This is a genomic window from Hymenobacter ruricola, from assembly GCF_015694525.1.
In the GTDB taxonomy this organism is placed as follows: Bacteria; Bacteroidota; Bacteroidia; order Cytophagales; family Hymenobacteraceae; genus Hymenobacter; species Hymenobacter ruricola.
Genome location: NZ_JADQDM010000005.1, coordinates 89,795 through 103,252 on the forward strand (window position 1 = coordinate 89,795; position 13,458 = coordinate 103,252).

Annotated in this window: 7 protein-coding genes; 3 read left to right on the forward strand and 4 right to left on the reverse strand. The window is 65.0% G+C overall.

All coding sequences use genetic code 11. The features are described from left to right. Positions 1–202 precede the first annotated feature (202 nt). Entirely contained in the window at positions 203–1,906 is a 1,704-nt protein-coding gene (locus I2H31_RS11930) for a glycoside hydrolase family 28 protein (RefSeq protein WP_196293268.1), read from the reverse strand. A gap of 452 nt (positions 1,907–2,358) precedes the next feature. Here I2H31_RS11930 and I2H31_RS11935 point away from each other — a divergent pair, with 452 nt between their 5' ends. After that, positions 2,359–3,423 carry a T9SS type A sorting domain-containing protein gene (locus tag I2H31_RS11935; protein WP_196293269.1) on the forward strand — a complete coding sequence of 355 codons (1,065 nt, stop codon included), beginning with the start codon at positions 2,359–2,361 and terminating at the stop codon, positions 3,421–3,423. Between the two features lie 275 nt (positions 3,424–3,698). Beyond that, positions 3,699–6,314, forward strand: a complete 2,616-nt coding sequence (locus tag I2H31_RS11940) for a pectinesterase family protein (RefSeq protein WP_196293270.1) — start codon at positions 3,699–3,701, stop codon at positions 6,312–6,314. Between the two features lie 83 nt (positions 6,315–6,397). Here the strand turns inward: I2H31_RS11940 and I2H31_RS11945 are convergent, their stop codons facing one another. Continuing rightward, on the reverse strand, positions 6,398–8,914 hold the full coding sequence (locus tag I2H31_RS11945; protein ID WP_196293271.1) for a TonB-dependent receptor plug domain-containing protein: 2,517 nt from the start codon (positions 8,912–8,914) through the stop codon (positions 6,398–6,400). Between the two features lie 368 nt (positions 8,915–9,282). On the opposite strand from I2H31_RS11945, the gene I2H31_RS11950 reads away from it, so the two are divergent. Continuing rightward, positions 9,283–10,314: a LacI family DNA-binding transcriptional regulator gene (locus I2H31_RS11950; RefSeq protein WP_196293272.1), complete on the forward strand. Its 1,032-nt coding sequence runs from the start codon at positions 9,283–9,285 to the stop codon at positions 10,312–10,314. Between the two features lie 135 nt (positions 10,315–10,449). On the opposite strand, the gene I2H31_RS11955 is transcribed toward I2H31_RS11950, so the two are convergent. Together I2H31_RS11955 and I2H31_RS11960 are read right to left on the reverse strand one after the other, a co-directional pair. Beyond that, positions 10,450–12,012 carry a GEVED domain-containing protein gene (locus tag I2H31_RS11955; protein WP_196293273.1) on the reverse strand — a complete coding sequence of 521 codons (1,563 nt, stop codon included), beginning with the start codon at positions 12,010–12,012 and terminating at the stop codon, positions 10,450–10,452. 40 nt (positions 12,013–12,052) lie between these two features. Continuing rightward, on the reverse strand, positions 12,053–13,456 hold the full coding sequence (locus tag I2H31_RS11960) for a T9SS type A sorting domain-containing protein (RefSeq protein WP_196293274.1): 1,404 nt from the start codon (positions 13,454–13,456) through the stop codon (positions 12,053–12,055). Positions 13,457–13,458: the final 2 nt, after the last annotated feature.

A 13,458-nucleotide genomic window follows, 5' to 3' on the forward strand; every position in this document is an offset into this window, starting at 1 on the left:
GCACAACCTCATTTTCAGGCCCGACAACCCCTTTTTATTTGCGCATACGATGCCGGGAACGTTCCCGGCAGCCCGGCCGGTAGGTGAATCACCACTCACCGGCTTTATGAAAAACGCATGAAGCAAAAAGTAGCCCGGCCACGGCCCGCTTCGTGAAGCAAGCCATGGCCGGGCTACGCCAGGCGAATTAATTTACGCGGGGCTATTTCTGCGACATCAGCACCGTTTTCTTGGCCAGTTTGTCACCCAGTTGCACGTCTTTTTTGGCCAGCTTGGTGTTGGTGTTGGTGATGCGGATGTCCTGGCTGCGGTCGCCGGTCACGCGCAGCAGCAACTCGGCCCCGCTGGTGTAGCGAATGCCGTCCAGCGCAATGTTGTGGCTGTTTTGCACTTCCATCACCGGCGCGGTGTCAGTCGAAATCAGGGCCACGTTTTTCAGGCGAATGTTCTCCGCTTCCTGGCACACGAGGCCTTTTTTGCTTTCCAGCACGGCGTTCTCAATGCTGATGTCCTTGATGCTCATTTCGGGCAGGCCGCGCACCAGAATGCCGGTGGTGGCGCCCTTGCAGGTCACGTTTTTGATGCGGAAACCTTTGAACTGCGGCGTGCCCTCGTTCAGCGGCTGCGGGGCAATGACGAGCGGCGCGGTGCTTTCGCCCAGCAGCGGCACGGGGTCCTTGGCGGCGTAGTACATGTCGAACAGGATGGCCTCGCCGGCGATGTCGGTCATGTCCACGCCGTCCACGAAGATGTTCTCGACCACGCCGCCGCGGCCGCGGGCCGTTTTGAAGCGCAGGCCCACGTCGGTGCCCATGAAGGTGCAGTTGCTGACGTAGATGTTGCGGGCACCGCCCGACATTTCGGAGCCAATCACGAAGCCGCCGTGGGCGTGGTACACTTTGGTGTCGCGCACGATGAAGTTTTCGGTGGGCACGCCGCGCTTGCGGCCCTGCTCATCGCGGCCGCTCTTGATGCAGATGCCGTCGTCGCCCACGTCAAACGTGCAGCCCTCCACCAGGCCGTTGCGGCACGATTCCAGGTCCAAGGCGTCGGTGTTCTGGCCGTACCAGGGGTTTTTGGCCGTCACGCGGCGCAGCGTGATGTTTTCGCACAGCAGCGGGTGAATGGTCCAGGCCGGCGAGTTCTGAATAGTGAAGTCTTCCAGCAAAATCTGCTTGCAGCGCGTGAGGCTGAGCATATTGGGCCGCAGGAAATCGCGAATGTCGGCGAAGTCGGCCGGATTGAGGCTCTTGCGGGGCGTGCCGGCCGCCGCCAGCTGGTTGCCTTTCAGCGAGGCAGCCGACGGGTACCACGCATCCTTTTTCTCCGACAGCACGCCGCCCGAAGCCACCAGCTTCTGCCACTGCGTCTCGTTGAGCTTGCTCTTCTTCACCGGCCGCCAGGCGTCGCCGGCCCCGTCAAAAGTGCCCTTGCCGGTGATGCCAATGTTGGTCAGGTCCACGCCCGAAATTGGGGCCTGGCTGCGGATGGCGTCCTCTCCTTCCCAGCTGGTTTTGATGAGCGGGTACTGGCTGCGGTCGGCCGTGAACTGCACCAGCGCGCCGGCAGCCAGGTGCAGGTTCACGTTGTTTTTCAAGGTGATGGGGCCGGTCAGCCACAGGCCGCGGGGCACCAGCACGGTGCCGCCGCTCGCGGCGCAGGCCTCAATGGCTTTGCGAAACGCCTCGGTGTTCAGGGTCTGGCCGTCGGCCACGGCGCCGTATTTGGTCAGGTTAAAGGTGTCTTTGGGAAAAGAGGCCTGCAGCACCGGCGGCAGGTTGGGGAGGTCGGCCGCGGCGGAGCTTCCGGTTGGCAAAGGCTGCGCGGAGGGCCCGGCCGCGGGCCGGAAAGCTACCGTGAGGCAGGCCGTGGCCCCGCCGAGCAGCACCATCAAGGTTGATTTCATATAGAAACGATTGGGAAGGGCCTGCACGCGCCAGGGCAAGCCGTTGAAAAGAAAAAAGAGCGGTATTGCCCTAGCAATATTAGGCCCGTTCCGAACCGATAAGCCCTTGCAATTGGCTTAAAAACCGCTTTTAATTGCGCAATCGTTGCCGGGAACGTTCTCGCATTGCCCGGTCGCGTCCGTCTTAGCCACACCCATTACGCCCTACTTCTGATGTCTCACCGGTGAGGAAGTCCTGACTTTATCCGGCTCTGTTGGCGAGGAAACTCACCCCATAAAAATGGCCTTCTGACATCGTTCCCGGCAACGATTGCGCAATTAAAAGTGAATGCAAGCTTGCCTTTTGACGTATAAAATCCCAGATTGCAGAGGTAAAGCCTTCTTTAATCATATCAGGGGCGCCTAAAATCACTAAATTTCTTCTTTTTGTTTCATTTTTATTTTTAAAACCGATGAAAAATCATCTACTTACGACGCTACTGGTAGCCGGAGGCCTGGGCTTTGTGCAAGCGGCGCACGCCCAAACTGCTGTCTTTGTGCAGTATCCCTTGACCGCCAACAACAGCGACAACTCGGCGGTGCGCTCGGCGGGCGTGACAGCCGGTACTCCCCTGCTCCATACCTCGAATAACACCTCGCTCAAACTGGTGCTGTCCGATGGCGGCACTGCTGGCGGCTCGGTGCCTGCTTATTCTTCCAAAGGGCAAGCATTCGGCGCGGCACCCGACGGCAGCGGGTTCAGCACCCTGGCCAGCTCGCCCAAAGGCGCTTATTACGAGCAATTTTCCATCACGGCCACGGCAGCGCTGCGGGTCGATTCACTCGGTTTCAACATCCGCACCACCCAAACGACCAACGGCCGTCTGGCGCTGCTGTGGTCCTTGAACGGGTTCACCAGCGACTCCACCGAGTTCAGCTATGCCAAAGGCCCCACCACCAACCCGGGCAGCAGCACGAGCGTGCCGGCTACGCCCGGCGGCACCCTGCCGACGGCTCACAACGGCACTTTCGGCGCCGTCACTTCGAGCACGAGCGCAGCCCTGAACTACGCCTACTTGCCGCAGGACAACGCCTTGAACCCCAAGGACGACTTCCACTTTGCTTTCAACAACAGCGCCACCGGCCTGACCCTGGCCGCCGGCCAAACCTTGACGGTGCGCCTGTACCCGGCCATTGGCAGCAACACCGCTGGCCGCTACGTGCTGCTGCGCAACGTGACGTTTAAGAGCCGTCAGGCCTACGTGGCCAACATCCTCGCGGCCCGCTCGATGGTGTCCACCAACCTGGGCGTGTACCCCAACCCGGCCCAGAGCCAGTTGACCGTGCCCCACGCCGCCGCCAGCCGCGACGCCCGCGTAACCGTGTTCAGCGTGACGGGCGCCAAAGTGGCGGCCTTTGCCGCGCAGCCCGGCAGCACCGAAACCGCCCTCAACCTGAGCAGCCTGACCAAAGGCCTCTACCTGGTGGAGTACGCCGACGGCCTGCAGCGCAGCAGCGCCCGCATCGTGAAGGAATAGACGGTCTTGGTTGCCTACTAAATAAAAAAGCGCCTCTGGACCATCCGGAGGCGCTTTTTTACTTGAAAAGCAACGGGCTAATCCCTGGGCTTGGCGCGGCTTCTAAAGCAGCGCGGGCTGGTTTCAGAGGTTGCTTTCTTGGATAATCCGTTGGGCCGCAGGGCGACAACGCTTTCGGCAATGATTTTCCAATTGAGCCATTGAATCCAACGCGCTTTGCGCGCTTACTGGTCTAATATCAATTGAATTCCCATCTAACACCCCCTCGTTTTTATATGAGACACTCTTACCGCACCCAGTTCACCTGGCCCCGCCCCGCGGCCCGCTTCTGGGCCTTGTTGGCTTTTCTCCTGCTAGCCGTTGGCTCGCAGGCCTTTGCCTTCGACGTGACCGTGGCCCAGGACGGCACCGGCAACTTCACCACGGTGCAGGCCGCCATCAACGCGGCGCCTACGGGCCGCACGACGGTGTACACCATCTTCATCAAAAATGGCCGTTACCGCGAAAAAATCAACATTCCGGCCAACAAACCGTTTCTGCAGCTGGTGGGCGAGAGCGTGGCCAACACCATTCTGACGTATGACGACGGCGCCAGTACCCTCGTGGGCGGCGTCGCCCTGGGCACCCAGAACTCGGCCAGTTTCAGCGTGAACGCGCCCGATTTTTCGGCGCTCAACATCACCTTCGAAAATGCTTTCGGCGATGGCTCCCAGGCGGTGGCGGTGCTGCTGAATGCCGACCACGCCGTGTTCAAGAACTGCCGCTTCCTGGGCAACCAGGACACGCTCTACGTGAAGGGCAGCGGCACGCCGATGCACTACTTCCGCGACTGCTACATTGACGGCAACGTGGACTTCATCTTCGGCAGTTCGGTGGACGTGTTCGACCGCTGCGTGGTGTACGCCAAGTCGCGCGCGGCGGCCGGCGCCTCCTACATCACGGCCGCCAACACGCCGCCGGGCCAGGCCTATGGCTTTATTTTTCATGATGCTAAGCTGCCCGCCAACACCGGCGCGACGCTGTACTACCTGGGCCGCCCCTGGCAGAACTCGACTGGCAGCGCGCCCCTGGCCCAGAACAAGGTGGTGCTCATCAAGCCGACGCTGGGCTTCAACCAGATTCAGCCCGCGGGCTGGACCACCTGGGACGCCGGCACCGACGTGAGCCTGATTACCTACGGCGAGTTTCGGCCCAAGTACTTCAGCGGCCGCAACGTGAACACCACGCCGCGCGTGGCGTGGTCGCGCCAGCTGGCCGTGGCCGACACGGCCCAGTACCAAACCAGCACCGTATTCGGCACCTGGAACCCCTGCGCCGTGGCCAGCAACGTGTGCACGGCCTTCACGCCGGACATTGCCGTGTCGAACTTCCGCGCCACCAAGGGCGCCACCCAAACCACCCTGGACTGGAACATCAGCTGGGCCATGGCGGGCATTCGCTACGACCTGCTGCGCTCGACGGACAACGTGACCTACACGCCGATTAACACGGTAACGGCCACCAACGATTCGACCTACAACTTCCAGATGACCGACGTGCTGCCCACGCCCGGCAACGTGTACTACTACAAAGTGCAGGCGTCGAAGGCAGGCCTGGCCACCCACACCACGCTGCCGGCCACCGTGTCGAGCGTGGCCACTATTGTGACGAATACGGCGGCGCTGGGCGCTTTTGCACAATACCAGACCGGCACCTCGGCGGTGCAGACGTACTCGTTGTCGGCCACCAACCTCACGGCCAACCTGACCGTGACGCCCCCCGCGGGCTACGAAATATCGGCCAACGGCGGCACCACCTGGTTCGGCAGCGCCAGCCCGCTGGTGCTCGCGCCCACGGCCAACACGGTGGCGGCCACCACCATCAGCGTGCGGCTGAACGCGGCAACGGCGGGCCTCTACGCCGGCAACATTGTGCACACCAGCACGGCGGCCGCCCCGCAAAACGTGGCCGTGACCGGTTCGAAAGTGAATACTCCGGCGCCCGTGTCGGACCCGGTGAAATGGTGGTCGTTGAAAGTAAGTGACCAGGACAGCGCCGCCATTCGGGCAGCGGGCACGCCGGCCAGCGCGCCCACGTTCCGGCGCTTTGTGCTCTCCAATGGCACTACCGCGACGGCTTACCCGGCCCGCTCCACGCGCTACGGCCAGGCCTTTGCGCCCACCGCCGACGGCTTGTGGGGCACCGCTGCTCCCACCAACGGCCCCGGTAGCAGCGTGAGCCGCCGCCACTACGAGCAGTTCACCATCACGGCGCCGCCCACCGCGGGGGTGCGGGTTGATTCGGTGTTGTTGTGGTCGGCTTTCTACAACACCACGGGCAAGCTGGCCGTGGCGTACTCCAAGAGCAATTTTGTGAGCGACTCGACGGACGTGACCGGGGGCCGGGGCCCGGCGGGCGTGCTGCCCGGCACCGCCAACGGCGCCTTCGCCACGCCCATTGCGCTGGCCAACCAGAACACCAGCCCCAACCAAACCTACCGCTTCGCCCTGAACAACGCCTCGGGCACCACGCTGAGCCCTGGCCAAACCCTGACGGTGCGCCTGTATTTCGCCTGCGCCAGCTCCAGCTCGGGCCGCTACGCTCTGCTGAAAGACGTGGTGCTCAAGGGCCAGAGCGGACTGATTTCGGCTTCGCGCGCGGCCCGGAATGGCATGAGCCTCAGTGTGTACCCCAACCCCACGGCTGGCAAAGCTACCGTAGAGCTGGCAGGCTTCCGGCAAGCGGCCACGCTCACCGTGCTCAACGCGCTGGGCCAGGTAGTGCAGCAACAGCCGCTGGCCGGCACCGGCGCACCCGTGCTGCTCGACGTGAGCCACCTGGCCAAAGGCGTGTACCTGCTGCGCGTCGCCAACGCTGACGCAACGCTCACCCAACGGCTGGTGCGCGAATAGCACAGCCAGGGTTACGTTTACTTACTCAAAGAGGCCCCGCTGGCATTGTCAGCGGGGCCTCTTAGTTGGTAAATCAGGCTAAATTACTTGCCCCGCACCACCATGGGGCCGGAGGAGCCCTGCGCCGGGATGCCCCCCTGGCTCAGGCCTTCGGCCACGGCCTGGAAGGTGCCGCCGCCGTCGGCGGTGAAGAAATGCAACTCGGCCTGGCCGCTGGCGTTGGTGCGCACGGTGGGGTTCCAGTAGAGGGTGCTGGTGCGCGGGTCGGCCGGCGGGTTGGTGAGCAGGGCGTTGTAGCGCGGCTGGTAAAACTCACGGGCGGGGTAGAACCCGGGCAGCTTCACGGTGGCAATGCCGGGGGCCGGGGGCCGGTCGGCGCCTTTGTAGTTGGGGTTGGCCCGCTTGGTGTACACGGCAATGGCGCCGCCGTTACCGCCAAAAATGGCCGCTTGTGCCCCTTTAAATACTTCCACCGCTTCCACGTCGGACACGCTCAGGTTGGTAATGACGTCCACATCCACTTTCATGCCGTCCAGAATGAACTGCGGCGTGCCGCTGCCCCGAATCTGGACCGACATGTCGGGCCCGTTGCCGCTGATGACGAGCCCAGCCACGCGGCCTTGCAGAAACTGAAGAATATTTATACCAGAATTAGCCGAGGGGTCATTGGCGAAGTCGACGACGGTGCCGCCGGAGGCGCCATATAGGCGGCGCGGGTCGTCGCGAGGCACAGCCTCGCGCTTGGCCGTCACGGACACGTTGCCGAGGTTGATGTTGCGAACGGCCTTTTCGGGGTGCAGGTCCAGCTCAGCGGCCTGGGCCTGGCGGCTGCGGCGCACGAAGGCCGCCACCCCGGCCGGAGCTGCCGATAGCTGCGGCAGTTGCGGCAGTGGGTCGCTGCCCACGGGCGGGCCGGTATCGGGCTTGATGAGGACGTTGGAACCGCCCTGCGCCCGGCGCGCCTGCAGGGTAATGATGGCCGTGTCGCGCACCGGAATGCCCACGAAGCTGAACCGGCCCTGCCCGTCGGTGGTGGCGGTGGTGAGGTTTTTCTCGGGCCGGGTTTGCAGGAAAGTCAGCTGGCTGTTGGGAATGGGCCGGTTACCGTTGGCACTCACTATTTGCCCCGTGAGGGATATGCTTTGCTCGGGCGAAAACGTGACGGGCGGCGCCTGGCCGGCCAGCACTTCTTTCCACACAAACCGGCGCCAGCCCTGGGTCAGCAGCAGGTCGTCGAGGGCTTGGGCGGTGGCGGCCGACTGGTTGCGGAAGTAGTAGCCCGGGTTTTCCACGTAGCCCACCAGGTCGGACGTCAGCAGCAGGTTGGAGGCAATGGTTTCGGCGTTGGGGTCGAGGCCGGCCAGGGCGGCGTCGCTCACGGCCACCGAGAAATTGGCGGCCACGGGCTGCCCGGCGGCATCGGTCACGCGCACGCTGAGCTGCACCGGAGCGTGCGGCCCGTAGCTGGCCTGGTCGGGCGTGAGGCTGATGCGCAGGCCCGGCGCCCCGTTCTGCACAAAGGCCAGCCGCTCGCACCGCGGCGCGCCCTGCGCGTCGAACAGCGTGAAGTGCACGATGCCGGTGGGGTAGTTTTTCTTGGGCATGCGCCAGGTGGCCGGCGCCTCGGCGCTCACGGGACGCGGGCCGGGGTAGGCCACCACGCCGCGCACCTGCGTCATCAGCTGAACGGGGCCGGGCGCGGGGGCCCCGGCAGCGCCGCGGTAGCGCGCCTCCACCAGAAAATCGGTGGCGTTTTCCACCACGTGCAGGGTGTACCCGCTGGCCTGCACGGCCGGCAGCGGGTAGTCGGCGGTGCTGCCGTTGGGCAGCGCGATGTGGGCGTGGTAGCGCTGGCCGGCGCCGGGCACCATGGGAAAGCGCCCCATGCCGCCGTGCCGGCTACTGAAAGCCGACACCACCACCTTGTTCTGGGCGTCCAGTATCTGGCCGCGCACGTCGAGGCCCCGGCCGCTGGCGTCGGTGGCTTTGCAAGCCACCACAGCGGGCAAGCCTTCCACCAGGTAGCCGCCTTCCGGAAAAAATTGAACGTCGGGCCGGCTGGCGCTGGCCAGGGGCTTGCTTTTGCTGCCGGTGGCGGGAGTGCCCTGGGGCACGTCGGGCGGGCTCAGGGGCGAGGCGGGCCACACGCTCAGGCGGCGGCTGTAGATGAACTGGTCGCCGGCGTTGCGCATCCAGTTGGTGTAGGCGCGCAGCACGTAGGTGCCGGCGGCCAGCGAGTCGGCAATGTCGAGGTCGCCGGTGGCGCGGCCGCCGCGCAGCTGCAACGTGCGCCGGGCCACCACCTGGTGCTGCGGCGACACCAAATCGACGTGCAGCACCTGGCTAAGCGAGTCGAGCCGGTGCTGCGAGGCGTCCACCACGTAGGCGCTGAACCAAATGGTTTCGCCGGTGGCGTATACGGGCCGGTCGAGGTGCAGGTAGGCTTTTTCGCCCCGGGCAGCGGTGTAGTATTCGGCCACCTGCCGGGCAATTCGCTGCAGCAGGGTTTCGTCGGTGGGCCGGGGGCGAAAGGCCGTCAGGGCCACGCCGGCGGCGAATACGGCGGCCGCTACTCCTTTTTGCACACGCGCTATTTTCATGATTGTTTTCGGTCGGGAAAGAGCGGGACCGTTGCCAGGGCCCGCCGCGAGATTATAACACAAAGATGGTGATGCCGTGAAGCAAGCCGCGGTTCGGGCCAGCGCCCGGCCGCTTTTTTGGCGGGCTCTGGCGGCCCCGGGGCGACAATGGGCGGCTTCCTAGTCGGATTTTCGTTACTCTTGTAATAGATTTGGGCCGGTTACGGCTTCCAAAAGGGCAAACAGCGGCCCCGGCAGCCCGGTTCGTGGTGCGGATTGGGGCCGGGGGCGCGGCGGCCGGAACCATTCGGGGCGCTGCTTCGGTCCAGTCTTGGGCCAGCGGGCGTCGCGGGCCGTTGCCGATATTTTCACTCCCAACCCCCAAGCGCTTGGACCCGGTCACCATCAAGGACATTGCGCACGCCCTCAACCTGTCGACGTCGACGGTGTCCCGGGCCTTGCGCGACAGCTACGAAATCAGCCCCGAAACCAAGCGGCTGGTGATGGAGTACGCCGAGCGCCTCAACTACCGCCCTAACCCCATTGCCCTCAGCCTGAAGGGCAGCAGCAGCAAGGCCCTGGCCGTGATAGTGCCCCAGATTGCGAACAACTTCTTTTCGCAGGCCATTAATGGCATCGAGGCCATTGCCTACAACCGCGGCTACCACGTCATCATCTTCCAAACCCACGAAAGCTACGAGCGCGAAGTGGCCAACGTGCAGCAGGCCGTGTCGCGCCGCGTAGACGGCCTGCTGCTCTCGCTGAGCAGCGAAACTTCCGACGTGAAGCACCTCAAAGCCCTGATTGACCAAGGCATGCCGCTGGTGCTGTTCGACCGCGTGGCGCCCGAGCTGGACGTGACGCAGGTGGTGGCCGACAACTTTGGCGGGGCCTACGCGGCCACGTCGCACCTGCTCCAGACGGGGCGGCGGCGCATTGCCCACCTCACCATTCCGCCCTACCTGAGCATCACGCAGGAACGGCTGGCCGGCTACCGCGCCGCTCTGGAACAATACGGCGTGCCCTTCGATGAAAGCCTGGTGCGCTACGGCACCTTCGGCCCCGACGAGGCCCTGCCGCTGGTGGACGAGCTGCTGGCCCTCTCCCCGCCCCCGGACGCGTTTTTTACGGCCAGCGACCGGCTGGCCCTGGGCTGCCTGGCCGCGCTGCGCCAGCGCGGCATCGACGTGCCCGGCCAGGTGTCGCTGCTCAGCTTCACCAACTCGCAGTCGGCGCACCTGCTTAACCCTCCCCTGAGCACCGTGACCCAGCCGGCCCAGGAAATCGGCCAGCTCGCCGCCGAGCGGCTCATCGAGCTCATCGAGCGCAAGCACAAAAGCACCGGCCCGAGCACCATGAAGCTGCCCACCACGCTGGTGGTGCGCGAGTCGTCGGCGGCCGTGCCGAAGCTGGCGGTGTAGTAATAAGAATATCAGCCCGTCATGCAGAGCGCCAGCGAAGCATCTTTACCGCAGCAGTAAATCAAATTACCCTTGCGGTAAAGATGCTTCGCTGGCGCTCTGCATGACTGGCTTTTCTATCCCAGAAAACTCAGCCTACTCGTGGGTGCACTTGGCCGTCAGGCGCACGGCGGCGTCGGTGTACACCACCAGGTAGTTGCCTTTGGCCAATGGCCCGAGGTCAACCGGCGTATTCAGGCCGCCCGCGGCGGGCGTGAACGAGGCCACGCGCCGGCCCACGAAGTTGTAGACCGTGAGGCGGGCGGCGGCACTGGCGCGGGGGTGTTCCACGGTCAACTGTCCGGCGGCGGGGTTGGGGTAGAGGTGCAGCGGCGCGGGCACAGCGCCGACGGGCCGGGTGGCAGTGGGCAGGGCAACCGTTACCGTATAATCCTCGACTTCGCCGGAATTAAAATTTGCGCACGGTGCTCCGGCCGTGTTCGGGCTGCCGGCCGTTCGGCTGCGGATGCGCAGGCCCGTGGGGCCGGGCAGCGCCGTAGCGGGCACGATGAGTGTGGCAATGGTGGGCTGTCCGTTTTGAGTAGACACCGCCAGTTGGGTCCACTCGGAGGCATCAAAGGCGCCGTCCTGGTTGCTGTCCAGCCAGGCCGAGACGCTGCTGTTGCCGTCGGCGCTCACTGCGGTTTGGTAAGTAGCACCGGCCAGCAGCGTGGCGGTGTAGGAGGGCCGGCTGGCCGGGGCGTAGTACGTGTAGGCCGGCAGCGTGGGTGTGCCCGCGCCGCGTCCGTCCTCGCAGGGCATAAGCTGCGTCGAGTTGTTGAGCGAGGTGTTGAGGAGGGCAAAGCCGGTGATGTAGTTGCCGCTGCAACTGCCGCCCAGCCCCGCCAGGCAATAAGCCGTGGGGGTGGTGAAGGAAAAGCCGACGCTGGGTGTGGCACCGCCGCTGGCGCATTGGCCGGTGAGGGTGAGTTGGTAGGTAGTGGCGGGCAACAGGCCGGTAAGCTGCAGCGGTGAAGCGGCCACCGACACGGTTTGGGTGGTGCCGCCGCCCGTGAGCACCGCCTGGTAGGGCCCGGCGCCGTTGGCACCCGGCTGAAACCCAATCTGGGCCGAAGTGGCATTCACCGAGCCCGAGCCCAGGAAATACGGGGCGCCGCACACTGGGGCGCCGGGGCCGTCGGTGAGGCAAATGGTGAAGGCGCCGGGCTGGTCGGCATCGGCGTAGCCGTTCACGGCCACGTAGTAGTAGCGATTGGCTTGCAGCGCGCCCGTCACTAGGCGCGGGGCAGCGGTGTTGGAGGTAGTAGCGGCGCTGCATTCCACCAACGTGAAGGGCCCCGTGCAGTTGGGGGCGGCGTAGAGGCGCAGCTGCCCGGCGGGGTGGCCCGTCACGGTGAGGGTGGCCCCGAAGCTGGCCAGGCCAGTGGCGGCCGTCTGAAACGCGTACCACACGTCGCGGGGTTGTGGCCCGCCGCCACAGCCCGGCGTGGGGTTGGCGTGGCCGCTGACCACCGTGGTGGTGGCGCCGGCGTTGGTGCCCACCGTGGGGCTGGTGCACAGGTTGCCGCTACGGGTCAGCACGATGGCGCCGCAGGGGTCATCGTTCAGAGGCGCCTGGGCCGTGGCGGGCGCAAGCCTTACGGCCCATAGCAGCAAGGCAAGGGCAACGCGGGAAAGAGTAGCAGAGGGCATGGCCATGATTGGGTTATCGTGAAAAGGAAGAGATGCCGCGGCGCAGCTAGTGCCGCACCAGCAGCTTGCGGGTGGCGGGCGGCTGGCCGGGCCAGCTCAACTCGCACAGGTAGAGCCCACTGGCTAGGGTGGCCAGCGGCAGCGGCAGCATGCCGGTGGGGCGGGCGGGCACGGGCAGGCGCTGCACCTCACGGCCTAGCACGTCGCGTACCCGCAGGGTGCCCGCGCCGGTCAGGCCCGGCGGGCAGCGATAGGTAAGCGTGGCGGAGGCATCGGCGGGATTGGGGTAGAGGGTTTCCAGCTGCGGCCGTAGGGCGGGCCGCTGGGCGAGCACGGCCGGCGGCGGCACCACGCCCGGCAGCCCCCGCAGGCTGATGTGGGCCGCGTAGGTGCCCCCACCCGTGCCCCCCACGCAGGTGCCCAGCACAAAGAGGGCACTGTCGCCGTCGGGCAGCATTTTGGTGGCGTGAAACTGGGCGCAGAGGTTGCTCAGCAGCGGGTAAGTGTTGCGCAGCTGCCCCGTGGCCCCGTCCAGCCGCAGCAGGTAGAAGGGGTTGTTGTGGCCCGAGCTATTTTGGTTGGTGGCCAGCACCAGCACCGAGCTGTCGCGCAGCTCGCAGGCCCCGGCAAAAAACATGCGGCGGCTCACGCCAAACAAGGGCGGGGCGCGGAAAATGTACTGCCACCGCGGCTGCAGGCGACGGTCCACGTTCAGCAGCATCGAATACGTGGCCCCGGTCGTGTCGAATTCGGCCAGCAAAGCAAAATGGCCGTTTCGCAGGGCCAGGAGCCGGTCTTCAAATGCTCCATTGGCTCGCACGTTACCAGTGGGGGCGGACGGCGGGTAGGCGTACTGCAAGCCGGCCAACGAGTCGCCTTGCTGATTAACCAACAGCAGCCGCAGGCGCAGGTCGTTGTTGGGGCCCGCCGAGCTTTGCCCGGCCAGCACTAAGTTGCCGTCGGCCGTGTAGCGCATGCCGGTGATAAAATCATTGACGCCCACCCCGTAATTCCGTTGCCAAAGGATGGCCCCGGCCGTATCGGTTCGGAGCAATCGGAAAAGTTTTCGAATGGCCCGGTTTCCCACCTGGGCACTGATGAAATAGCCATTCGGGGCCGCCAGAATGTCGGTGCTGTAGTCGTTGCTGCCCCCGTCCAGGTCCTGAATGCGGCTCAGGCGCGGCAAAGCCAGAGGGTTGCCATAACGGTAAAACGCCAGGTCTGTTCGCTCGGCCGGCCAGTTGGGGCTCGCCAAAGTAGTGGCCACCGCGTAGCCGCTCGTGGGCGCAAGCACGGTGGCCCGTGATTGCCATTCGGAATTGGGTACCACGGGACCACTGCCCAAAGAATCTAATTGCCGTGATACCAGCTGAAAATAGTGTCCGAAGATGGTGGGCACCGGACGCGACGTGGCGTGGGTGAGCAGCAGCGCGCCCGCCGGCGTGTACAAAG